This window comes from Vibrio sp. EJY3 (genome assembly GCF_000241385.1).
In the GTDB taxonomy this organism is placed as follows: domain Bacteria; phylum Pseudomonadota; class Gammaproteobacteria; order Enterobacterales; family Vibrionaceae; genus Vibrio; species Vibrio natriegens.
This window is the reverse complement of the sequence record NC_016613.1, coordinates 667,554-689,633: the sequence shown is the minus strand read 5'-3', so window position 1 is coordinate 689,633 and position 22,080 is coordinate 667,554. Positions and strand designations below refer to the sequence as shown.

Here is a 22,080-nt window from a genome sequence, read left to right as displayed (position 1 = left end):
CTTTCGACACGCTACAGTCACGTTAGAGATTACCTGTTCCTCTTTCCCCATCAAAAAAGAAAGAATAAAAAAAGCGCAGACCTTGCGATCTGCGCTTTCAGATTTAAGCTGTTACGACTTACATGGTGTAAGTGTACGGCGCTTGAATACCCAGAGGAATACCAATCATCCAGTAAACAATCAGGAAGATTGACCAGCCGATCAGCATAGCGATCGAGAATGGCATCATTAGTGATGCAAGCGTACCAATACCGGTCGACTTCACGTAACGCTGACAGTACACCACCACTAGTGGGAAGAATACCATCAGAGGTGAAATGATGTTCGATACAGAGTCACCAACACGGTATGCCGCCTGAGACAACTCAGGAGAGATACCAACCGCCATCAGCATAGGAACCAGAATTGGACCAATTAGTGCCCATTTCGCGGACGCAGAACCAATAAGCAGGTTTACCGAAGCCGTTAGCAGAATCATACCAATGATCGTAGCTTCACCCGGAAGGTTCATTGCTTTCAGACCTTCAGCGCCGTATAGCGCCAGCATCGTACCAATGTTTGACTGAGCAAATGCTGATAGGAACTGAGCACAGAAGAAAGACATAACGATGTAAGCACCCATCGTCGACATGGTGTCTGCCATCGCCTTAATGATGTCGTTGCTGGATTTGAATGTACCAGAAACTTTACCGTATACGTAACCAGGGATGATAAACAGAATGAAGATCAGTGGAACGATCGACTTCATGATTGGTGCTGAGAATGCTGTAATCTCGCCTTCAGGTGAGCGTAATGCTGAAGTTTCAGGAATTAACGCCACAACAAGAAGAGCAATACCAGCCAGCATCGACCAACCCGCGTAGCGGAATGCTTTTGATTCAATTTCAGAGAATGAACCTAGGTCAGGAGCGGCTTCTGCATCTTCATCTACTGGGGTTTTCGCTAAACGAGGCTCAATAATTTTCTCAGTAACGTACCAACCGATAGCCACAATGATTACTGATGAGATACCAGTAAAGAAGATGTTTGCTAGAGGGTTAACAACGTATTCAGGATCGAGAACTTGTGCTGCTGTTTGCGTGAAACCAGCCAACAGTGGGTCGATACCAGAAGGAATAAAGTTTGCAGAGAAACCACCTGATACACCCGCGAACGCTGCCGCAATACCCGCTAGAGGATGACGGCCTGCTGCATGGAAAATAATACCACCCAGAGGGATAACCAGAACGTAGCCAGCGTCTGCTGCAGTATGCGATACAATAGCAACCAGAATAAGCATTGGAGTAAGAAGCTTCGCAGGTGTAAAGCTCAGCATCTTCTTAAGGCCCGTGGTGATAAAGCCTGAAGAGTCAGCAACACCCACACCCAACATAGCGACCAATACGATACCTAGTGGTGCAAAGCCAGTGAATGTCGTCACCATATTTGCAAGGAAGCTAGCCAACGCTTCCCCTGTCAACAAGTTAGTGATGATTAAAGTTTCACCAGTTCTAGGGTTTACAAGGTCGAAAGAGACATTCGATAAAAGTGCGGATGCCGCCCAGGTAATGACTAGTGCCCAAAAAAACAAAATCGCAGGATCAGGAATTTTGTTACCTGCACGCTCAATAAAGTTTAGAAAGCGATCCATCCCACTCGGCTTAGAAGATGGCGCCTTATTAATTGCTTGGTTACTCATGGTAACTCCATAATGAATGATGTTGGTGCTATGGCCTTTTGGAATAATTTATTGCGGCCTGTTTTCAGCCAAGTATTCTAGTTAAAACCAAGATAAAAAGTATAAGATGCTAGTATTTTTTCATATTTGGAGACACATTTTGCAAAAATGGCAACCGGATGAAACATAATAAAAACAGCAGCACATCATTCACGTTAACAGTTCTAAAACCCTCCATTAACTGATGGAAATAAACCTGAAAAGGACGTAGGAAAAAAGCGACGATGCTTTTTAAAGCGATGATGACGCACTGGAGAAGCGTTATTTATCAAATTCACTATAACGAGAGATCATCGTTTTCAACTGAACAGACTGGGTCTGCCCCATCCTGTCTTCCCAGCTTGAAGTAACAGTAATCGTTTTAAGCGACCCAGAGATTGTTGCGGGAGGCACCTGCCATTGAAGATTGTAAGCGCCTGAAATTGAAGAGCCAGTCGCGATAGAATCGAAATCGGCGATGGATATTACAGAAACGGCAGAAGATGCACCTCGGGTGCGGAACCATTCGAGTTTGTTTTCGGCCAAACGAAGAGCCTCGATACTTTGAATCGCATAGTCCGATTCACGCTCTAAGTACACATTTAGCTTTGTTAAACCTAATGCTCCTACTCCGAGAAGCAGAAAAGCAATCAAGACTTCGAGTAAACTAAATCCTTGCTGTTTAGATATCATTCCAGGAGCCTTTTTTCCAATATACTTTTTTGATCTTTTTCAATGGTTCATCAATCACATCACGATTGTACTGAAAATCTAATGCGGCGTTGAAAAGAGCGAAAGTGCCAGGTGCATCCATTACAAAACCTCCTAGAGGGTTAAAAGAGCCATGTTGGAAGTAGCCGACTCTTTCTTTTGTCATTGGTACGGTAGCAGCAAGTGCAGAAATCACCCCTTTTAAATCTTTATGGTTCTCAAGTTTATCCCAACCAACAAAGTCCGGAACAACCCCCTTCGGATCAGCATATAGGGGGGAAATAAAGTGATAGAGCATGCCAGTAAAGTCCTGAGTTCCTCTCGTAGATAAAATCCCGTCTTGAACGACTAAAATAATGCCACTACCACTTAAGTGTTTATCAATAGCAGATTTGATGCTGGAAAATCCCGCCGTATCTATTTCACATCCACCGTAGACCCAAACCAGATCTTTTCCGGTTTTAATGTTGTCTACGATATTTTCCGCACACTTATCGTTGAAACTAGGCTTAGGTAAATCTTTCTCAGAGTCCAAAGAGGCAGGGTTTAATGAGAGTGGCACATAACCAAACAGCGAGTTGTCAGACATCACATCAAACCATTCGCTTCGTGGCACATCAAATACGTCCTTAAAAGGATCCATGCTTGAAGATTGTCGATAGTCATCTTCAGAGTTAGCAACACTCTTTGCCCAACTGTAATGAGTTGTTGCACATTCTTGCAATTGTCCAGGATTGCTATCTGGAAATTTTGCGTAAGGTTTTTGCGATATTTGATGGGGATGACGTGTGCTCACGCTTGTAGCATAGAAATAATTGGAGTAGAGAACCGACGTGCATTCCCATAAATTATTTCCGAGACTTTTTCCGGGATCAGCAGAACTCGTATAGGCACCATTAATAACAAGATCAGAAGTAGATTTTATAGCCCCAGCCCCGCCAACAGCTGGAAACTTGATGGTTTTCCGAAGCCTTGCGTTTTCTAATTCAGAAGTAACGACACTAAATTCTCCAGCAGAAAAAGTTAATCCATTGAGTTCCATTGCAGTTTTACAATCATCTACCGTGGCGGGTATCTTTTTCTCTAGTTTAGCTTTAGAAAATGCACATTCCAGCCCACCCTCAGCTTTCCAATGTGCCTGTCGAGCTCTTAACTCATTCTGAGCAACTTTGATTTGAAAAAAGATACCTTTTGATGAAGCAAGAACCACAATCAAAGCAAGCAGCAAAAGAATGGAAGTCACCAGCAGTGCGACATAGCCTGATTGATTAGACTTAAATTTCATTGCCAGTTCCTTTGCTTAATTGAGACTGTTTCCACTTTGCTAAAAGAGCCATCAACCGTTTGTAAACCTAATTGGATGTCGGTTAATGCACTTGTCGTTTTTCCATTCGTAACGGTTCCTGAACTCACTGAAAATTGAGTGACGTGCAAAATATCTTCATCAAATAAAGATCGACAAAAATCTATACCATCAAAAGTTAATATTTGAGCTTGTGAAACCACACCTTTTTCGCATATTAAAAGTCGAGTATCGCGCTTCTCATACTTAACATTTCGATAGTCTTTGTTATCCGGAGAGCCTTGTTTGAAATAAACAAAACCAACAGAAGAAGCGCCGCTCAACGTTATTGTATTTATAGAGCCAGATACCTTGAGCGAATTGCCGTTTCCGCCATCGTAACCCGCTCGTTGAATATCTTCTTTCATCATTGCAAAAGTAAGGTTAATCCCCTGTAGGAGATGCAATTCCAAACTTTTATCTCTTGCTGTTTTTTGCAAGCTAAGAAAGACCGAGCCAATCACACCTAATAGAATTAAACCAATTAAAGAACTGATCATTATTTCGATCAAAGAACTACCACCTTGATAGCGCTTACTAACATTTTGGGTAGTCATATAATTTTGCTCCAGAATGACTGCAAATTTTGATACGCCCAGGAGGGTTAGAGAGTTTGATTTTCAGTTTGGAATTCTGATTGTTAGTCGAAAAGAACTCTATATTCCCAGAGTTCGGCCGTCCTCTTACTTCTTCAAAGCTTATATATTTCGCGTCATAGTTATGATTTATCGATAGCTCTGAATAAGGTGAACCGGATAAATGTAAAATGCTCGTTCCGCCAGCAACGGAGGAATCCGTCAAGTTAAGTGACCAATTTCCTTTATTAATGGTGTTACCTTTATCCATCGAAAAATGTACATACAACTTTTTATTTCTCATTACCGCTTCTGACCTACTTTGATTCAGAAAACCAAAGAGTTCTGTTGCAAGGCCTTGCATCTGTACTGTTTGTGAAACACGACTAAATCTTGGTGCCGCAACTGCCAATAAAATACTCAGCACCGATACCGTAATAAGTAGCTCCAATAACGTAAACCCGCGAGGCATTTCCCAAATTCCTATGCAAACATCTAGTCAACTGTAATTCATCTTGCACAGATGCTATCACCTGCGAAAAATAGCCGTAAAAGTGAAAAGGGAACTACTCGTAATGATTCGAATATATTGTTGTAACAGAAACAAAATAAGATTAAGCGGGATGACATTGATCGAATTACTGATAGCCGTCGTGATTGTCGGGATCATTTCTGCTATCGCTTATCCCTCGTACACAAATCATGTCATTAAGTCGCACCGAACGGTGGCACTGAGCGATATCAGCCGTATCCAACTGGCTTTGGAAACCTCTTACGATGGAGGGTATGACTGGAGCTCTATTATTTCGGGAGGCAATTGCTCCATCTGTGATTCTGCAAACGATCGCTTTACTTTTTCTATCGTGAGTTCCGCAACCACGGCTTATACCATCACGGCAACAGCGAAATCCGATCTTGGCCAAGATAAGGACAGTTGCTTCCCCTCAGGAGTCAATGCACTCAAACTTACTGCAACCAATGTTGAGTCACCAAGTACATGCTGGAACTGAGCGTCGTCTAAAAACAAAAAGGCCTGCATCTCTGCAGGCCTTTGTGATTTTGAATTGTGTGTCGCTTTAGCTCGTCAGGTCATCGAAGAACTTTTTAACGCCATTGAAGAAACCTTCTGACTTAGGCTTGTGTTTTGTCGCCGCTTCGCCACCACAAGATTCTTCAAACTCTTTTAGCAACTCTTTCTGACGTGAACTTAGGTTCACCGGAGTTTCTACAACCAACTTAACGATGAGATCACCGATACCGCCGCCACGAACACCTTTCACACCTTTACCGCGCATACGGAACATACGGCCAGTTTGCGTTTCTGATGGTACTTTCAGGCTAACTCGGCCATCCAATGTTGGTACTTCTACTTCACCACCTAGTGCTGCCATGGCAAAACTTACTGGTACTTCACAGTATAGATTGTTGCCGTCGCGCTCAAAAATATGGTGGTCTTTTACGTGTACCTGAACATATAGGTCACCTGCTGGTGCGCCCATTTCTCCCGCTTCACCTTCGCCAGACAGACGAATGCGATCGCCTGTATCCACACCGGCAGGGATCTTAACGTTAAGAGTTTTGGTTTTCTGTTTGCGGCCCTGACCATGACACTCGTTACAAGGGTCTTTGATGATCTTACCTTTACCATGACAGGTTGGACAGGTTTGCTGAACCGCGAAGAAACCTTGACGCATTTGTACTTGGCCGTGGCCATGACAAGTACCACAGGTTTCAGCTGACGTACCTTTTTTCGCGCCGCTACCATCACAAGTATCACAGTGAACCAGTGTTGGAACTTCGATTTCTTTTGTTACACCGCGAACGGCTTCTTCTAGAGTCAGTTCCATGTTGTAACGAAGGTCAGCACCACGTTGTGCACGATGACCACCGCCACCACCACGGCGACCGCCACCAAAGATATCACCGAATACATCGCCAAAGATGTCGCCGAAATCAGCACCGCCGCCACCAAAGCCGCCACCACCGAAACCGCCGCCGCCTTGTTCAAAAGCAGCATGGCCGTACTGGTCGTAAGCCGCTTTCTTCTGAGGATCAGTGAGAATTTCGTACGCTTCTTTTACTTCTTTAAACTTATCCGCAGCAGAATCATCACCCTGGTTACGGTCTGGGTGGAATTTCATTGCAAGACGCTTATACGCCTTTTTGATATCACGTTCTGATGCATCACGGCTTACGCCTAATACTTCGTAAAAATCACGTTTTGACATGTTCTTCGTCACCAATGTAGTACTGCAAACGGCCGCTGCCGCTTGGTGTTAATATCGTTTTAGATAAAAGCTTTCTCTGAAAAGCGCTTAGCTAGAAAGACTGGGCTATTTACAAACATGCGGGCGTTAGAGTCACCTCAAACGCCCGCAAAGATTCCAATAAGTGTTTCCAACAGGGGTAATTTTCTACCAAAGTATCAAATTACCCTAATGTTGAATTACTTCTTATCGTCTTTAACTTCTTCGAACTCTGCATCTACAACATCGTCATCTGCAGACTTTTGAGCGCCAGCTTCAGCACCTTGTTGTGCTTGAGCTTGTTGCTGAGCGATTTCCATCAGTTTTTGAGCAGCAGTCATTAGCGCTTGAACTTTAGCGTCGATAGCTTCTTTATCTTCGCCTTTACGCGCTTCTTCTAGCTCAGAAATTGCAGCTTCAATCTTCTCTTTCTCTTCAGCTGGAAGTGCTTCACCCGCTTCTTCCACTTGCTTACGAGTACCGTGAATCATTTGGTCTGCTTGGTTACGTGCAGTTGCTAGCTCTTCGAACTTTTTGTCCGCTTCTTTGTTAGCTTCTGCTTCTTGTACCATTTTCTCGATGTCTTCGTCGCTTAGACCGCCAGAAGCCTGGATAGTGATCTTCTGCTCTTTACCAGTCTGCTTGTCTTTCGCTGATACGTGTAGGATACCGTCCGCATCAAGGTCGAAAGTTACTTCGATTTGTGGCATGCCACGTGGTGCAGGCTGGATGCCTTCTAGGTTGAATTGACCTAGAGACTTGTTGTACATCGCTTGCTTACGCTCACCTTGTAGAACGTGGATAGTTACCGCGCTCTGGTTGTCTTCTGCTGTAGAGAAAACTTGGTTCGCTTTAGTTGGGATAGTTGTGTTCTTCTCAACTAGCTTAGTCATTACGCCACCCATTGTCTCGATACCTAGAGACAGTGGAGTTACGTCTAGAAGCAGTACGTCTTTAACGTCACCTGCAAGTACACCACCTTGAACTGCAGCACCCATCGCTACTGCTTCATCAGGGTTCACGTCACGGCGAGCTTCTTTACCAAAGAACTCAGCCACTTTCGCTTGAACCATAGGCATACGAGTCTGACCACCAACTAGGATTACATCAGTGATTTCGCTTACTGATAGGTCAGCGTCAGCTAGAGCTACTTTTAGAGGCTCAAGAGAACGTTGTACTAGGTCTTCAACTAGAGATTCTAGTTTCGCACGAGTTACTTTGATGTTCATGTGCTTAGGACCAGTCGCATCTGCAGTAACGTAAGGTAGGTTTACGTCAGTTTGAGTAGTAGAAGAAAGCTCGATTTTCGCTTTTTCTGCTGCTTCTTTAACACGCTGCATTGCTAGTGGATCGTTCTTAAGGTTGATACCTTGCTCTTTGTTGAACTCGTCAACCAAGTAGTTGATCAGACGGTTATCAAAGTCTTCACCACCTAGGTGAGTGTCACCGTTAGTTGCTAGAACTTCGAAAGTTTTCTCGCCTTCAACTTCATCGATTTCGATGATTGAGATATCGAATGTACCACCACCAAGGTCGTAAACAGCGATAGTGCGGTCACCGCCTTTCTTGTCTAGACCGTAAGCTAGCGCTGCTGCAGTTGGTTCGTTGATGATACGTTTAACTTCTAGACCTGCGATACGGCCAGCATCTTTTGTTGCTTGACGCTGAGCATCGTTGAAGTAAGCAGGTACTGTGATAACTGCGCCAGTTACTTCCTCACCTAGGAAGTCTTCAGCAGTTTTCTTCATTTTCTTAAGAACTTCAGCAGAAACCTGAGGAGCAGCCATTTTTTGGCCTTTCGCTTCTACCCAAGCGTCACCGTTGTCAGCCTTAACGATTTTGTAAGGCATGATTTCGATGTCACGCTGAACTTCTTCGTCTTCAAAACGACGACCGATTAGACGCTTAATTGCAAATAGCGTGTTTTCAGGGTTAGTTACTGCTTGACGTTTTGCTGGCTGACCTACTAGTGTCTCACCATCAGTGTAAGCAATAACCGATGCAGTAGTACGTTCACCCTCTGCGTTTTCAATTACACGAGGTTTGTCGCCGTCTAATACAGCAACACATGAGTTAGTAGTACCTAAGTCAATACCAATGATTTTACCCATCTGGCTATCTCCGAATAAATTCTATTTTCGTTTGGTTATAACCCCAATGTGGGGGGAGGAGAATCGGGTTTCAACCCTTGCTCACAAACAAAAATAATCAATGTTTGCTTCTCTATGCCACATAGATAAGGGCGGTAAAATGCTTTTCAAGGGCAGAATTAAAAAAAAGCGTTTTTTTTCTGATTTAATCGCTTTCTTTCTGATTAGTTAGGATTAGGTCACATCACTGTCGTTCAATAAAGCAACACTAACCAAGAGAAAATGGGCATTCATGGCCCAGAAAACAAGAAAGCGAGCCCTAATAGCTCGCTTTCTTTTTTTATTGGGTAACGTTGCTATGCATTTGCCTGTACTGGCTCAGCATCAACGCTCTCCTCTTTACCAATCTCACCTTCTGTTTTTGCAACAATAGTGTTGACTGCGGTATCACCCACCACGTTTGATGAGGTACAGAACATGTCATTGATACGGTCAACTGCGGCAATAATTGCCAGACCTTCTGGTGGTAAACCGAGTTGGTGAAGCAGAACACCAACCATCACAACACCACCTCCAGGAACACCACCCGCACCAATCGATAACAGAAGAATCGTCAAGCCTAAGGTGAAAATGTCCGAAGTATTAATTGGCTGGCCAAAAGCGTTCGCGACAAACAATGTAGCCAGAGCAATATAAATAGACACACCAGACATGTTCATGGTCGCGCCTAGTGGCACACCAAAACCAGCAACAGATTTAGACACCTGTAGCTTGTCTGTCAGAGTACGCATCGTTACAGGAATGGTCGCGTTTGAGCTTGCCGTGGATAGAGAAAATAGAATCTGCTCGCGAGTCGCACGAAGAAATGTCTTCGGAGACGTGCCTGTAGCAAGACCTACCGCCATTGGATAGAAAACGAAAATCCAGAACACAAGCATAGTCACAACCAAAGCAACATAACCTGCAACGGACATTAGCGTGTTTGCATCCAGAGTCGCACCTAATTGAATCATCAGCGCGAATACACCGTAAGGCGCAAGGCTCATCACCAACCCAACCAGCTTCATCATGATCTCATTAGCCATCTTAAAGGTACGGATAGCAGGACCACCACGAGAATCCAAAGCTTGAATCGCCAAACCAGTCAGAATTGCCATAAAAATGATTTGTAGCATGTCGCCATTAGCAAATGCCTGAACTGGATTGCTAGGAACAATGTTAACTACTAGAGAAAAGATATCTGGCGTTTCAGTTGTGGTCAGTTTAACGGTTTCAGCAACGGTACCGGCTAAATTAGCACCTGCACCTGGTTGGAAAATAAGGCCGACTGTCAAAGCAGCTGTAATTGCAATAATTGTGTTAACGATATAAAGCGCAAAGGTTTTACCACCAAGGCGACCAAACGCGCTGATATCTTTAAGATCAACAATGCCACATACGATTGAGACATAAACCAAAGGAACAACTAACAATTTAATCAGCGAGACGAACATGCCGCCCACACCTTCTGCCGTACCAAGTAAGTAAGTGTCAAAAATCGCAACACCGTTAAATAAGTATTGGATTGCAGTTCCCAAAATGAGGCCGGCAAACAAGCCGACAAAAATCTTACTAGAAAGCGATTTATCCATCGTAAATCTCCGATATGTTGTGTTTGCTATTAACGCTTTTGTAGTTATATATGCTTACTTTTAAAGCATTCGTCGCAAATCATACACAGAGAAGTTACAAAATAAAGAGAAAGTTTACAAATTTGTTAACACTGAATATCAGCAAAATTCACTAGTTATCTCCCCAACATCCAGCACAAGCTTTCACAAAGTAAGTAATTACAGGAAGTTATGAAGCTTGAGTTCGAAACATAGAATAAAAACTGAACAAATTTTTACTATAAGAAAAATAATCCCCAATAAGAGAATATTTGAAGAAGATCAACTTTCAATTTCTAGGGGGAAAAATAAAACAGTGCAATTGATGGAATAAAAAATGCCCATCACCAATGTGATGGGCATTTTCAAATTGTTTTCAGCGGTAGTAAAGCTTACTTAGCAACCATAACCATTGCTGGACGAACAACACGGCCGTTTAGTTCGTAGCCTTTTTGCATAACGAACATAACCGTGTTTGATTCGTGATCCGGGCTCTCTTGGATAGACATAGCCTGATGGAATTCAGGGTTGAATGCCTCGCCTTCTGGATTAATTTCCTTCAGGCCAAATTTAGAAACCACATCAACGAAGGTTTTGTGAGTCAGTTCCACACCTTCAAGGATCGGCTTAATGACTTCATTTTCTGTATCTGCCGCCTGAATTGCACGCTCTAAGTTGTCAATAACAGGAAGCAGTTCCTCTGCGAACTTGTTCAGAGCGTATTTACGCGCTTTATCGATCTCTTGCTCAGTACGACGACGCATGTTCTCGACATCAGCTTTTGCACGCAGAACCGCGTCTTGCTGATCTTTCACTTTTGTCTCGCTAGACAGTAGTGCTGCTTCTAGTTGAGCAATTTTAGCGTCTTTCTCGTCACCAACTTCTTCCAGATCCGCTTCAGCTTCCTGAGCTGCTGCTTCCACTTTCTCAGCCTCTTCGATGATTTGATCAAGCTCTTCTTCTGTAACTTTGTTTTCTTCGTTGCTCATGATATCTCCAGAATTCAACGTAATGCCCTTCAAGCCATGCGTTTTTTGCGGGCTTTAAACACATAAAAATTCGCATATTTAGGTAACTTGCCATTATTATGGGGATGAAGATTCCTGATTCAAGCCTCTTTAATGCGGAAATGCTATGAAAAATCCATGTAACGTGATCGCGATTATCGGTAAACCTAGAGATCAACAAGCTATTCAGACTCATAGTGAGCTGTACCAATGGCTGACATCAGAAGGTTACCAAGTATTTATTGACGATCGTCTTACTGCAATTTTAGACGAGATCCCGCCAAAGCAGTTTGCGAGCTTAGTTGAGCTAGGACAAAACGCAGATCTGGCGATTGTGGTCGGTGGTGACGGTAATATGCTCGGAGCCGCACGAATTTTATCTCGTTTTGACGTTCCCGTAATTGGAGTCAACAGAGGTAACTTAGGCTTTCTGACGGATTTAAACCCAGACGATTTCCAAGCCGCTCTTAAAGCTGTACTGGACGGTGAGTATATTGAAGAAGAGCGCTTTCTACTTGAAGCTGAAGTGCATCGACATGGCCAAATTAAAAGTCACAACGCCGCTTTAAACGAAGCTGTACTCCACCCTGGCCAAATCGCACATATGATTGAGTTTGAAGTTTATATCGATGAAAGCTTCGCTTTTTCATTGCGTGCAGATGGTTTGATCGTATCGACTCCGACAGGTTCTACCGCCTACTCGCTTTCTGGTGGAGGTCCAATTCTTTCACCAAGCTTGAACGCGATTTCTTTGGTACCGATGTTCCCTCACACACTTTCCAGCCGACCTTTAGTCGTCGATGGTAACCGCCGTATCAAATTGCTGGTATCTCCAGAAAACCGTGGCACGCAAGAAGTCAGTTGTGATGGCCAGGTATCTTTGCCTGTTTCTCCGGGCGACGAGATCCACATTTACCAGAGCCCGAATGTGCTCAAACTTGTTCATCCAAAAGACTACAGTTACTACCACGTTCTGAGAAACAAACTAGGCTGGTCGAGCAAGCTCTTTTAACCCCTGTTATTCTATTTACCAACGCAGGTATCCACATACCTGCGTTTTAATCTCTGTAGTTAGAAAGCTTTAAAACCTCCTAATTACCGTCGCCTATCTTCCTAAGTCCTTTTATTCAATATCCCCCTAACTCTTTCAATTTAAATAAGTCGTTGCCTCTCATAGACTCGTTTTTCCTAATCCATCACAAAAATCCATTTCACCAACAAAAAATTTAAAGACCACCTTTACTGTATGAACAAACAGTATATACTGTTTTCTTATACAGTATTGTTCAGTTATACAGGTAAATAAAAATGCTGGCTCATCTAAGTGTTAATAATTTTGCGATTGTTAAGTCTTTACAACTCGAGCTGTCTAAGGGCATGACCACCATTACGGGTGAGACAGGTGCGGGTAAATCTATTGCTATTGATGCGCTCGGTCTCTGCTTAGGTGGGCGTGCTGATGCAGGCATGGTTCGACAAGGTGAAGAAAAAACCGAAGTGAGTGCCGCTTTTTTACTGGATAACAACTTACATGCAACGCGTTGGCTAGAAGATAATGATCTGCTCGATGGCAGTGAGTGTATTTTACGTCGCATCATTACAAAAGAAGGCCGTTCAAGAGCCTTCATTAATGGCAGTCCGGTACCACTTTCACAACTCAAATCTCTCGGACAGCTTCTGATCAATATTCATGGTCAACATGCCCATCACCAGTTGATGAAAAGTGATCATCAAATGGCCATGCTGGATCAATATGCGGGTCACCTTAATCTACTAAAAAGTACTCGCAGTGCCTATCAGCACTGGCGTCAGGCAGACAACAACCTCAAGCAACTAAAGGAAAACAGCCAACAGAATCAGGCACAAAAGCAGTTGCTTGAATACCAAATCAAAGAACTGAATGAGTTATCGCTAGGTGAAGAAGAATTTGCAGAACTCGAACAAGAGCACAAACGACTGTCCAATAGCGGTGAACTCGCTGCTACCTGTCAGCAAGCCATCGAACTTATTTACGAAGGTGAAGAAGTCAATGCGCTTGGTATTTTGCAATCGGCCAATCACTCCCTGATTCAATTAGCTGAGTTAGATGAAAAATTAGCAGAACTGCCAAATATGCTGGCAGAAGCCATGATTCAGTTGGAGGAAACCAAAAACGAACTCCGCAGCTACCTTGACGGCATTGATGTCGATCCGGGTCGCATGGCTTATGTGGAAGAACGTTTCTCCAAAGTCATGTCTATGGCACGTAAACATCATGTTATGCCAGAGGAACTTTACCAGCATCATCAAGACCTTCTGGCCCAAATAGAAGCCTTAGATTGTTCTGATGAAAGATTGGATGAACTCGCACAGGAAGTGGAACAAAAGTATCAAAGCTTCTTAACTGCAGCGGAAAAGTTACATAAATCACGCAGTCGTTACGCCAAAGAACTGAATAAACTAATTAGCCAAAGCATGCACGAACTAAGCATGGAAAAAGCCGTGTTCAGCATTGCAGTCAATAACGATAATGCCCATCCTTCTCCATTGGGTATGGACAGCGTTTGTTTCCTAGTTTCAACAAACCCGGGCCAGCCACTGCAACCTATTGCTAAAGTCGCGTCCGGTGGTGAGCTATCGCGCATATCGTTAGCGATTCAGGTTATCACCGCTCAGAAAGTCGATACTCCAAGCCTCATCTTCGATGAAGTCGATGTAGGTATCAGTGGCCCGACCGCCGCCGTAGTAGGTAAAATGCTACGTAAGTTGGGAGAGTCAACTCAGGTACTGTGTGTCACTCACCTTCCTCAAGTGGCAGGCTGTGGACATCAGCAAATGTTTGTAGCAAAGCAGACTAAAAAAGGTCAGACGGAAACCCAGATGCACGCTCTGGATGAGCAACAACGCGTGGCAGAATTAGCCCGTCTGCTAGGTGGCAGCCAGATCACCGACTCGACCCTTGCAAATGCTAAAGAGCTACTTATCGCCGCTTAAAAAACATTCCCTGGAGCCATGGAGAAAACATCCATGGCTTTTTGTTTTCTACTCACTTTGAACGACGTTTTGGTCTTGCATTCAAATTATCTGTCAGAATAGACACAAATGAATATCTGCCAATAAATGCAACTCAACTCAAAATTCGTTGTCAGATTCCCTACCATACGACGCATAGCTTTTTACATCTGCGTCGAGCTTGTTTATTATCAGCGCAGTATTTTAAAGGTTAGTAAGAAATTATTATGCAATTAAAGAAGTGGTTAGTTGCCGTACCATTAGCAATGACATTGCTTACAGGATGTTCGGTAGTAGAAAAACTGGTTTATCGCATTGATATCAACCAAGGCAACTATGTAGAACAAAGTGCGGTAGATAAATTAAAGTTTGGGATGACTAAAGCACAAGTTCGCTTCGTACTTGGCTCACCAATGCTTATCGAAAACGGCTATCCAAACACATGGTATTACATATACCACCATACTCCGGGCCATGGCGATCCAGTGCAAAAAGACCTTGTTGTTAATTTTGATGATCAAGGCACACTTGCTGATATTGCTGGCGACTTCCCGAAAAGTGACGCGTTTTACGAGCAAATTCAATAACAAAACCTTTATACAAAAAAACCTCCCATCTGGGAGGTTTTTTAATGTTTGGCATTTACAAGTTAATCGCTTTTACGCATAGCGTTAGGCTTGCCACCTGTAACGGGATCAGCATTACCTGCGGCTTTAGCTTGTTCAGCACGTTTACGGCGAATCTCTTTGGGATCGGCGAGAAGCGGACGATAAATCTCTATACGGTCTCTGTCGCGTACAGTGGCATCCAATTTTACATTGCGGCTAAAGACACCAACTTTATTCTTCGATAAATCAATCTCGGGGTACAACTCAAGTACGCCAGATTGACTAATAATCTCTTCCACCGTTTCGTGTTTGTTCACAACTAAATTGAACACACGTTGCTCATGCGGTAAGGCGTAAACGACCTCAACATGAATCATGTCTGATTCAATACTCATAACACTCGTATACCTGTTTCGCGCGTTTTGTAAAAGCATTGACCATGTTACTGGTTAACTCATTAAAAATCTTACCAAAGGCCATTTCAATCATTTTACTAGAGAATTCAAATTCAAGCTTAAGTTCAACCTTACATGCTTGCTCATCTAGTGCAGTAAAAAACCAGCCACCACGTAGCGTCTTAAAAGGACCATCGACCAGATTCATCATAATGGACTGACCAGGAATAAGTTCATTAGACGTGGTAAAGGTTTTACTGATCCCAGCTTTCGCGACATCCACAGAAGCCACCATACCATCGCCAGAAGCGTCAATGATTCTGGAACCTGAACAACCAGGCAGAAACTCTGGGTACTTAGCAACATCATTGACCAGATCAAACATCTGCTCTGCACTAAACGACACCAACGCAGAACGGCTGATTTGCTTCATACTTACTCCTATCGATACATGTCCAGATGAAAAGCGAGCCCCAATTTTACTTTTATTCCGCGATTGCGCAAATAAAAGGATTTCCTAACCGATATCCAAGCCGTATAATGACGCCATTATGGCAAAGAAAAAATCAAAACAAAAAGCGGGTAGTAACACTATCGCGCTGAACAAAAAAGCTCGCCACGAATATTTTATCGAAGATGAAATCGAAGCTGGCATGGAGCTCCAAGGTTGGGAAGTGAAAGCCCTTCGCCAAGGTAAAGCCAATATTTCTGAAAGTTACGTATTTATGCGTGACGGTGAAGCCTTTGTGAGTGGCATGACAATCACTCCTTTGAATCAGGCATCGACACACGTAGTGGCGAACCCTACTCGTGTGCGTAAACTACTCATGAGTCGTCGCGAACTTGATAACCTACTCGGACGTGTTAACCGTGAAGGTATGACGTTAACGGCACTCTCTCTGTACTGGTCTCGCTCTTGGGTGAAACTAAAAATCGGCGTAGCAAAAGGTAAAAAGCTGCACGATAAACGTACGGATTTAAAAGAAAAAGATTGGGCAAGAGAAAAAGCGCGCGTAATGAAGAGTTCACTGCGTTAATCTTGACCACTTAAACGCATAGTGCTGGACAGCTAATACTTTTCTGTTACTATGCGAACAATACCTTGGGGCTGATTTAGGATTCGACGGGAATTCAGAAGTCTGAGGTGCATGCCGAGGTGCGGTAGGCCTCGTTAACAAACCGCAAAAAAATAGTCGCAAACGACGAAAACTACGCACTAGCAGCTTAATACCCTGCTCAGAGCCTCTTTGCCCTAGCTTCCGCTTGTAAGACGGGGAATTACAAAGAGTCAAACCCAAACTAGCTAGCCCGGATTCTCCCGCCTGAGAGATGAACGGCGAATTATAATTCAGGATAGTCATTCATTAGCGTGTCGGTTCGCAGGTGGGTGGTGAATTTAAAGATCGACTAAGCATGTAGTACCAATGATGAAAGGTTTTCGGACGGGGGTTCAACTCCCCCCAGCTCCACCAAACGTTTGGAAAGGGCGATAACTCATAGAGTTATCGCCCTTTTTGTTTTTTTATTATTGTTTTGTGCCAACTGAACTAAAAGGGTTACCGAAATACTCTGCATCCACTGGGTGGCAGCGTTGCTCTCAGTAGCGCCCTTTTCGTTGTTGTTCTTAACATTCCCCCTATTACCAAAAGCATCATACTCTTTGCATTAGGAGGAATGATTCACAGCCTGGTACTCACGTTGTTGGAACCAAGAGTTTGTTCTCAATGGCAAAGCGAACAAGATTCGGAATATCTTTAATATTCAACTTCTTCATGATGTTGGATCTGTGTGTTTCAACGGTTTTGATACTAATGCATGTATCGTCAGCTATTTTGTTTGTGGAATACCCTTCGACGATTAGCTGAAGTATTTGCCGCTGTCTGCTTGTCAGTAAATCCAAAGGTACTGCATCTTGCGTTTTTCCTAGCAAGTCCTTCAGCATAGGCTTGTCGATTTTTTGGCTGATATAGCTTCCACCACTCATAACGGATCCAACCGCTAGCTCCAGCTCTTCCACTGCAGAATCTTTAAGTAAATAACCTTGAGCACCATTTCTTAAGCATCTTGCAACATACTCAATATTTTTATGCATCGATAGCATAAGGATGTTAATTGGTATCTTGTGCTTTCGGATCATGCTAACCAGCTCTATTCCATTGATCCCTTTAATTGAGACGTCCAGAATAAGTAGGTCTGGTTTAGACTTTTTCAGATTTGGGATCAAGTTGAGCCCCGTTCCACTTTCACCAACCACTTCAACACTTGATAAGGTGTTTAAAATACTGCATATACCCGCTCTGACGATATCATGGTCATCAACAATAAATACTCTACTCTTATAGATCATATTTAAATTCCGCCAATATTCTTGTTCCAGTATTTAACTCTGATTGGATATGGATTTTTCCGTTATGACGCCCAGCCCTTTCCTCCATACCCAGCAATCCTAGGTGTAGGTTGGTGTTTACTTTGCGTTTTATTTTGGTTATTTCAAAACCATTACCATTATCCGAGATAGATACTGTTACTTTTTCTCTGTCAAAGTCTAAATTAACGAAGATGTTGGTCGCTTTAGCGTGGCGGATTGCATTATTTACGGCTTCTTGGATTATTCTGAACACGTCAACCTTTAATTGTTGACTGACATCAGGGAAGTTATTTCTATATTTAAAATCTATTTTATTCTCTTGAGATATAGACATTTTTTCAAGAAGACGTTTAATTGCATCAATAAAACATAGCTCACTAATAACACCGGGTCTTAACTCGGCAGATTTATGGCGAACTTTCTCTATAATGTCTTCAATTAACTCTATTGAGTCATTGACGCGGTCACTACGATTACAACACTCCTTCCGGTGCAATTGTAAGTTGATTTGAATAGCGGTTAATATCTGCCCGAGATCGTCATGCAGTTCCCTAGATATACTTGCTCTTTCTTCCTCCTTACTGTTTTGTAATTTTTGATTAAGAAAACGTATCCATCTATCTGGATCTTCAAAACTTACACAATCCATGTGGCTCTTACCCCGATTCATAGAACCATTTTACTAGCAAAAAACTTAACACTCTACTAAACTAGTGCGCTAGTACACTTACAAATTATATGTATCTATAGAGTGATGCATTAATCCTTTAATGCATTGATTAACATTTGAATAACACCATTATTTTTTTACATCAACTTAAATAAATAGAAGAAGAACCATTATTGTCACAGCAATAAGTAGTGATAAATCTATTTTTATCGAACTACTATTCCCTGAAATAAATAATTTTTGATAATTCCAACTAATTATAGGGAGAAAAATAGATATTTATAACACTCAAATTTCAATTGGTAATCGCTATTTTATGGAAGCAAGGTCAACACTTGCGTAGATTAAAATCTGAGCAAGAGCTCTAGCCTTAAAAAGCAGATAAAAAGAGGGGAAAATTCACCATAACGGTTATCCCTTTCAAAAACAAGCATATATCTAATAACAGTGCATATGTAGCCCGTAATATTCCCATCCCCCCTTCAAACAATCCCTTTGTAAATAAAGCCATCATGGTTTTGTAGTTTTTAAAAAATCAGGGAATCCCTGATATCGCAATTTAATACCATTCGCTATTTTGATTCGATGGTAGAGGATCTACCTGAATAAATTGCTAAAAAATATATAGTCAAGGATAACTAATGAAACTCAGATCAAAGATGGCTGTGCTGCTATCAGCGTTTACGCTGTTTGCACCTATCGCACAAGCAGCCCAACTCCAATCGCAAAACCTTAAGCAACTCATTGCCGAATCTGAAAGCATTATTTCAGGTCAGGTTCAAACCGTCACTGATGGCATTTCTGAGCAGGGCTTACCGTACACAGAAGTTACTATCAAAGTTAGCGACGCGGCATTAGGTAAACACGCCGAAGGTTCTGAATACACGTTTCGTCAATTTGGCTTACTAAAGCCTCGTACTCTGCCAAATGGCAACCAAATGCTAGCGGTAGCGCCAGAAGGCTTCCCTCGCTGGAACCAAGATGAAGTCGTTGTCGTATTTATGCATAAACCAGCATCACTGACTGGTCTTCAAACAACGGCAGGCATGGCTAACGGTAAATTCGTCATCCAAGGTGGCAAAGTATCAAACGAGTTTGATAACCAAGGCATTTTCGAAAACCTAGAGTTTGCTGAAGGCGCGCTTGCTCCATCTGAGCAACAAATGGTGAATACAGAAGGTGCTTACAACGCAGTGGCTTTCATGAGCCTACTAGGTAAAGCAGTGTCAGAGCAATGGATCAGCAATGGGAAGATGAAATAATGAAACACAGTACATTAACAGTTGCGATTGCCGCTCTACTCTCTGCAGGTGCCGTTCAAGCAGGTGGTCCACTATATACGACCGAGGATGGTAACCCGACACCTTTCCTATGGGACACGTCTAATGGCTCTATTCCAGTCTATGTTGACGGCGGCGACGCTTTTACTTACGACTACGACGGTTCAGTATTCTTATCGATTGAGCGAGCACAGCAAATAACTCAATTTGCTTTCAGTCAATGGAATAATGTTAAAACTTCTACATTCCAAGCAGATGTAGCTGGCACCATTGAAGAACAAACGGGTATCGCTGACGTAGATGGATCTAACGCCCTTCAGTTTTATACTCAGCAGAATGGATACGGCTTCTGGATGCTTTACGATACAGATGGCAGCATCCTAGAAAACGTGTTCGGTGTTCCTAAAACTGCAGTACTGGGTATCGCCTTCCCTGAGATTGCGGACGGAAACAACGTGATTATCGAAGCAACAGCGGTAATCAATGGCTGGAACGTGTACGCCAATGATAATGCAGGCCTTCAAATTGCTGGTGTGTTTACTCATGAAATCGGGCACGCAATTAACTTATCTCACTCTCAAACGAATGGCCATATTGGTTACAGAAGTAACCCTTCTACACCATTATTCCCAGGTGTGAAAGGCTGTAACGTAGAAGCAGTTCATGCGCATGATACGGGTAACTGGTATTTAGGTGAGATTAACCGCGCCGACCCAGAAGTGATTGAGACTATGTACCCGTTCATCGGTCACCACGGTGCAGGAGCGGTAGCACAAAGTACGGTTAACATCACTGATGACCGCGTGGCCATCTCTAACCTTTACCCTACTCAAGAGTACTTGAGCCAATTTGGCTCTATTGAAGGTACGCTTCGCTTAAAAGACGGCTCTACTGAATACAGCGGTGTAAATATCATCGCTCGTAACATCGATGATCCTTTATTTGATGCGGTATCAGCACAGTCAGGTAACTTGACACAAGGTAAAGTCGGTCCTGATGGCTACTTTAAAATTAACGGTCTGACTCCTGGCCAAAGCTATGTGCTTTACACCGAAGAAATCAACAGCGGTGCTTATCCTACCGCTACATCTGAGATCCTATCGGTAGCAGAATACTGGAACGACAACGAAAGCAGCAACCCAGCGTCTGATGATCCATGTGACGTAACACCAATCGTTGCGGAAGCAGGCCAAACCAAAACAGCGGACTTAGTGTTTAACGGCTATCAAGATGGTGTTGACTTCAAACAAGTGGTTTATGCACACCTAAGTGACTTAGCAAAAAATGGTAAGTCTTCAATAGGTATGGCAGGCAGCACTCCATTTATTTGGGATGAAAGTAAAGGCTTTAAGCTTCTTCCTGATTATCTAAGCACTGGCTCAGCCAAAATGAGCGCGAATGGTAACAAACTTCTGGTCAACTCTGATCACGACAGAAACGGGATTAACGCACCAGTTATCTGGACGGATGCAAATGGTGTAATGCCATTAGGTGACCTTACGGGCAATGCGTGTGGTGGTTCAAGTGAGCAAGGTAAATCAGCAGCAACAGGTTGGGATATTGATGCATCAGGAAATACGGTAGTTGGTACCGCTTATAAAGATGCTGATGGTAATGGAACCTGTACTACTTACTTTACCGGTGATGTTGTGCCGTTCATCTGGACACCTAAAGAAGGTATGCGCGAACTAGATACCAGAAATGTTGACTGGTCAAATGCAGCTTGGGCTCGTGCACATGCTGTTTCAGGTAACGGTGAAGTGGTAATGGGCGCTCTTGGCGGCTACAAAGCGGTAGCATGGGTCAATGAAGGTGAAATGATCAACCTTTATGACGCTGTTGGTGCAATGGGCGCGTACACCTCTTCTCACGATGGCAAGCAAGTAGCACTTCAAACGAGAACAGGTAACGTTCTGTTGTGGGATCACACTAAAGAAGGCGATGCAGCATTTACTGATATTGGCGGCTTAGAATGGTGTAAAGATGTACCGCTAGTCATGCTAGGCAGTGACTTCTGTGAAACGCGAGGTATTGATTGGGTTCATGCTGCGATTGGTAAATACACTGGATTAATGCCTGCTGACATGAGCGACAACGGCGACGTAATCATCGGCCGTGCTGGTGATATCCGTACTGGATTCACAGGTGCAATCTATATCAAAGGCCTAGGCTGGATGAAACTGGATGAGTTCTACGCAAAACAAGGTGTATTAGAAGCTCAAGACGCCTACATGGATAACCCTATGTCACTTTCTGGCTCTGGCGCAAAAATGACAGGTGGTGTAACTGGTTATTCTGTCGCTTTCCATGTCGATATGTCTCACGTATACGTTTGTGAAAACGGTGCTTCTGTCAAAACAGGCTTCCCGAACGGATTAATTAACAAGATGAACTCTGGCGCGGAATTTGGCCGCTGTGAGCATCTAAACGATTAATTTTACGATGAAATAGC

Annotated in this window: 20 protein-coding genes and 1 other RNA gene; 8 read left to right on the top strand and 13 right to left on the bottom strand. The window is 43.2% G+C overall.

The genetic code is table 11. The features are described 5' to 3' along the window. Positions 1 to 118: 118 nt before the first annotated feature. The 5 genes from VEJY3_RS03105 to VEJY3_RS03085 all read right to left on the bottom strand — a co-directional run bounded on the left by VEJY3_RS03105 (position 119) and on the right by VEJY3_RS03085 (position 4,796). The gene (locus tag VEJY3_RS03105) at positions 119 to 1,678 is read right to left on the bottom strand and encodes an AbgT family transporter (RefSeq protein WP_014230991.1); all 1,560 of its coding nucleotides are present in this window, start codon (positions 1,676 to 1,678) and stop codon (positions 119 to 121) included. A gap of 300 nt (positions 1,679 to 1,978) precedes the next feature. Further along, positions 1,979 to 2,389 carry a prepilin-type N-terminal cleavage/methylation domain-containing protein gene (locus VEJY3_RS03100; RefSeq protein WP_014230990.1) on the bottom strand — a complete coding sequence of 137 codons (411 nt, stop codon included), beginning with the start codon at positions 2,387 to 2,389 and terminating at the stop codon, positions 1,979 to 1,981. Beyond that, on the bottom strand, positions 2,379 to 3,692 hold the full coding sequence (locus VEJY3_RS03095; RefSeq protein WP_014230989.1) for a hypothetical protein: 1,314 nt from the start codon (positions 3,690 to 3,692) through the stop codon (positions 2,379 to 2,381). Before VEJY3_RS03095 ends, VEJY3_RS03100 begins: the two co-directional genes overlap by 11 nt. Next, a complete protein-coding gene (locus VEJY3_RS03090; protein WP_014230988.1) occupies positions 3,689 to 4,306 on the bottom strand; it encodes a PilW family protein in 618 nt (205 codons plus the stop codon). The genes VEJY3_RS03095 and VEJY3_RS03090 overlap by 4 nt, the downstream gene beginning before the upstream one ends. After that, entirely contained in the window at positions 4,287 to 4,796 is a 510-nt protein-coding gene (locus VEJY3_RS03085) for a GspH/FimT family pseudopilin (RefSeq protein ID WP_014230987.1), read from the bottom strand. Before VEJY3_RS03085 ends, VEJY3_RS03090 begins: the two co-directional genes overlap by 20 nt. Before the next feature lie 103 nt (positions 4,797 to 4,899). Here VEJY3_RS03085 and VEJY3_RS03080 point away from each other — a divergent pair, with 103 nt between their 5' ends. Beyond that, on the top strand, positions 4,900 to 5,334 hold the full coding sequence (locus VEJY3_RS03080; protein ID WP_041170197.1) for a type IV pilin protein: 435 nt from the start codon (positions 4,900 to 4,902) through the stop codon (positions 5,332 to 5,334). Positions 5,335 to 5,400: 66 nt separating this feature from the next. Here the strand turns inward: VEJY3_RS03080 and dnaJ are convergent, their stop codons facing one another. From dnaJ to grpE, 4 genes are all read right to left on the bottom strand, one after another. Further along, a complete protein-coding gene (gene dnaJ / locus VEJY3_RS03075) occupies positions 5,401 to 6,552 on the bottom strand; it encodes a molecular chaperone DnaJ (RefSeq protein ID WP_014230985.1) in 1,152 nt (383 codons plus the stop codon). A gap of 218 nt (positions 6,553 to 6,770) precedes the next feature. Next, positions 6,771 to 8,681, bottom strand: a complete 1,911-nt coding sequence (gene dnaK / locus VEJY3_RS03070) for a molecular chaperone DnaK (protein ID WP_014230984.1) — start codon at positions 8,679 to 8,681, stop codon at positions 6,771 to 6,773. A gap of 335 nt (positions 8,682 to 9,016) precedes the next feature. Then, the gene (locus VEJY3_RS03065) at positions 9,017 to 10,291 is read right to left on the bottom strand and encodes a dicarboxylate/amino acid:cation symporter (protein WP_014230983.1); all 1,275 of its coding nucleotides are present in this window, start codon (positions 10,289 to 10,291) and stop codon (positions 9,017 to 9,019) included. Positions 10,292 to 10,701: 410 nt separating this feature from the next. Further along, complete coding sequence (gene grpE, locus VEJY3_RS03060; RefSeq protein WP_014230982.1) at positions 10,702 to 11,298, bottom strand: nucleotide exchange factor GrpE; 597 nt, start codon at positions 11,296 to 11,298, stop codon at positions 10,702 to 10,704. Between the two features lie 145 nt (positions 11,299 to 11,443). On the opposite strand from grpE, the gene nadK reads away from it, so the two are divergent. From nadK to bamE, 3 genes are all read left to right on the top strand, one after another. Then, a complete protein-coding gene (nadK, locus tag VEJY3_RS03055; RefSeq protein ID WP_014230981.1) occupies positions 11,444 to 12,328 on the top strand; it encodes an NAD(+) kinase in 885 nt (294 codons plus the stop codon). A 296-nt stretch (positions 12,329 to 12,624) separates the two neighbouring features. Further along, the gene (gene recN, locus VEJY3_RS03050; protein WP_014230980.1) at positions 12,625 to 14,289 is read left to right on the top strand and encodes a DNA repair protein RecN; all 1,665 of its coding nucleotides are present in this window, start codon (positions 12,625 to 12,627) and stop codon (positions 14,287 to 14,289) included. Between the two features lie 245 nt (positions 14,290 to 14,534). Beyond that, entirely contained in the window at positions 14,535 to 14,894 is a 360-nt protein-coding gene (gene bamE, locus VEJY3_RS03045; protein ID WP_014230979.1) for an outer membrane protein assembly factor BamE, read from the top strand. 62 nt (positions 14,895 to 14,956) lie between these two features. Here bamE and VEJY3_RS03040 read toward each other — a convergent pair whose 3' ends face one another. Further along, on the bottom strand, positions 14,957 to 15,310 hold the full coding sequence (locus VEJY3_RS03040) for an RnfH family protein (protein WP_014230978.1): 354 nt from the start codon (positions 15,308 to 15,310) through the stop codon (positions 14,957 to 14,959). Further along, complete coding sequence (locus VEJY3_RS03035) at positions 15,300 to 15,743, bottom strand: SRPBCC family protein (protein WP_014230977.1); 444 nt, start codon at positions 15,741 to 15,743, stop codon at positions 15,300 to 15,302. Before VEJY3_RS03035 ends, VEJY3_RS03040 begins: the two co-directional genes overlap by 11 nt. Before the next feature lie 118 nt (positions 15,744 to 15,861). Between VEJY3_RS03035 and smpB the strand changes: the two genes are divergently transcribed. Next, entirely contained in the window at positions 15,862 to 16,347 is a 486-nt protein-coding gene (smpB, locus tag VEJY3_RS03030; protein ID WP_014230976.1) for an SsrA-binding protein SmpB, read from the top strand. A 67-nt stretch (positions 16,348 to 16,414) separates the two neighbouring features. After that, positions 16,415 to 16,782, top strand: a transfer-messenger RNA (tmRNA) gene (gene ssrA, locus VEJY3_RS24555). 221 nt (positions 16,783 to 17,003) lie between these two features. Here the strand turns inward: ssrA and VEJY3_RS03025 are convergent. Beyond that, entirely contained in the window at positions 17,004 to 17,657 is a 654-nt protein-coding gene (locus VEJY3_RS03025; RefSeq protein ID WP_014230975.1) for a response regulator transcription factor, read from the bottom strand. Further along, positions 17,647 to 18,327 (bottom strand): sensor histidine kinase, encoded by a 681-nt coding sequence (locus VEJY3_RS03020; protein WP_014230974.1) that lies wholly within the window; start codon positions 18,325 to 18,327, stop codon positions 17,647 to 17,649. The genes VEJY3_RS03025 and VEJY3_RS03020 overlap by 11 nt, the downstream gene beginning before the upstream one ends. A 662-nt stretch (positions 18,328 to 18,989) precedes the next feature. On the opposite strand from VEJY3_RS03020, the gene VEJY3_RS03015 reads away from it, so the two are divergent. Together VEJY3_RS03015 and VEJY3_RS03010 are read left to right on the top strand one after the other, a co-directional pair. Beyond that, a complete protein-coding gene (locus tag VEJY3_RS03015) occupies positions 18,990 to 19,610 on the top strand; it encodes a hypothetical protein (RefSeq protein ID WP_014230973.1) in 621 nt (206 codons plus the stop codon). Further along, complete coding sequence (locus tag VEJY3_RS03010; protein WP_014230972.1) at positions 19,610 to 22,063, top strand: hypothetical protein; 2,454 nt, start codon at positions 19,610 to 19,612, stop codon at positions 22,061 to 22,063. The genes VEJY3_RS03015 and VEJY3_RS03010 overlap by 1 nt, the downstream gene beginning before the upstream one ends. Positions 22,064 to 22,080 lie beyond the last annotated feature (17 nt).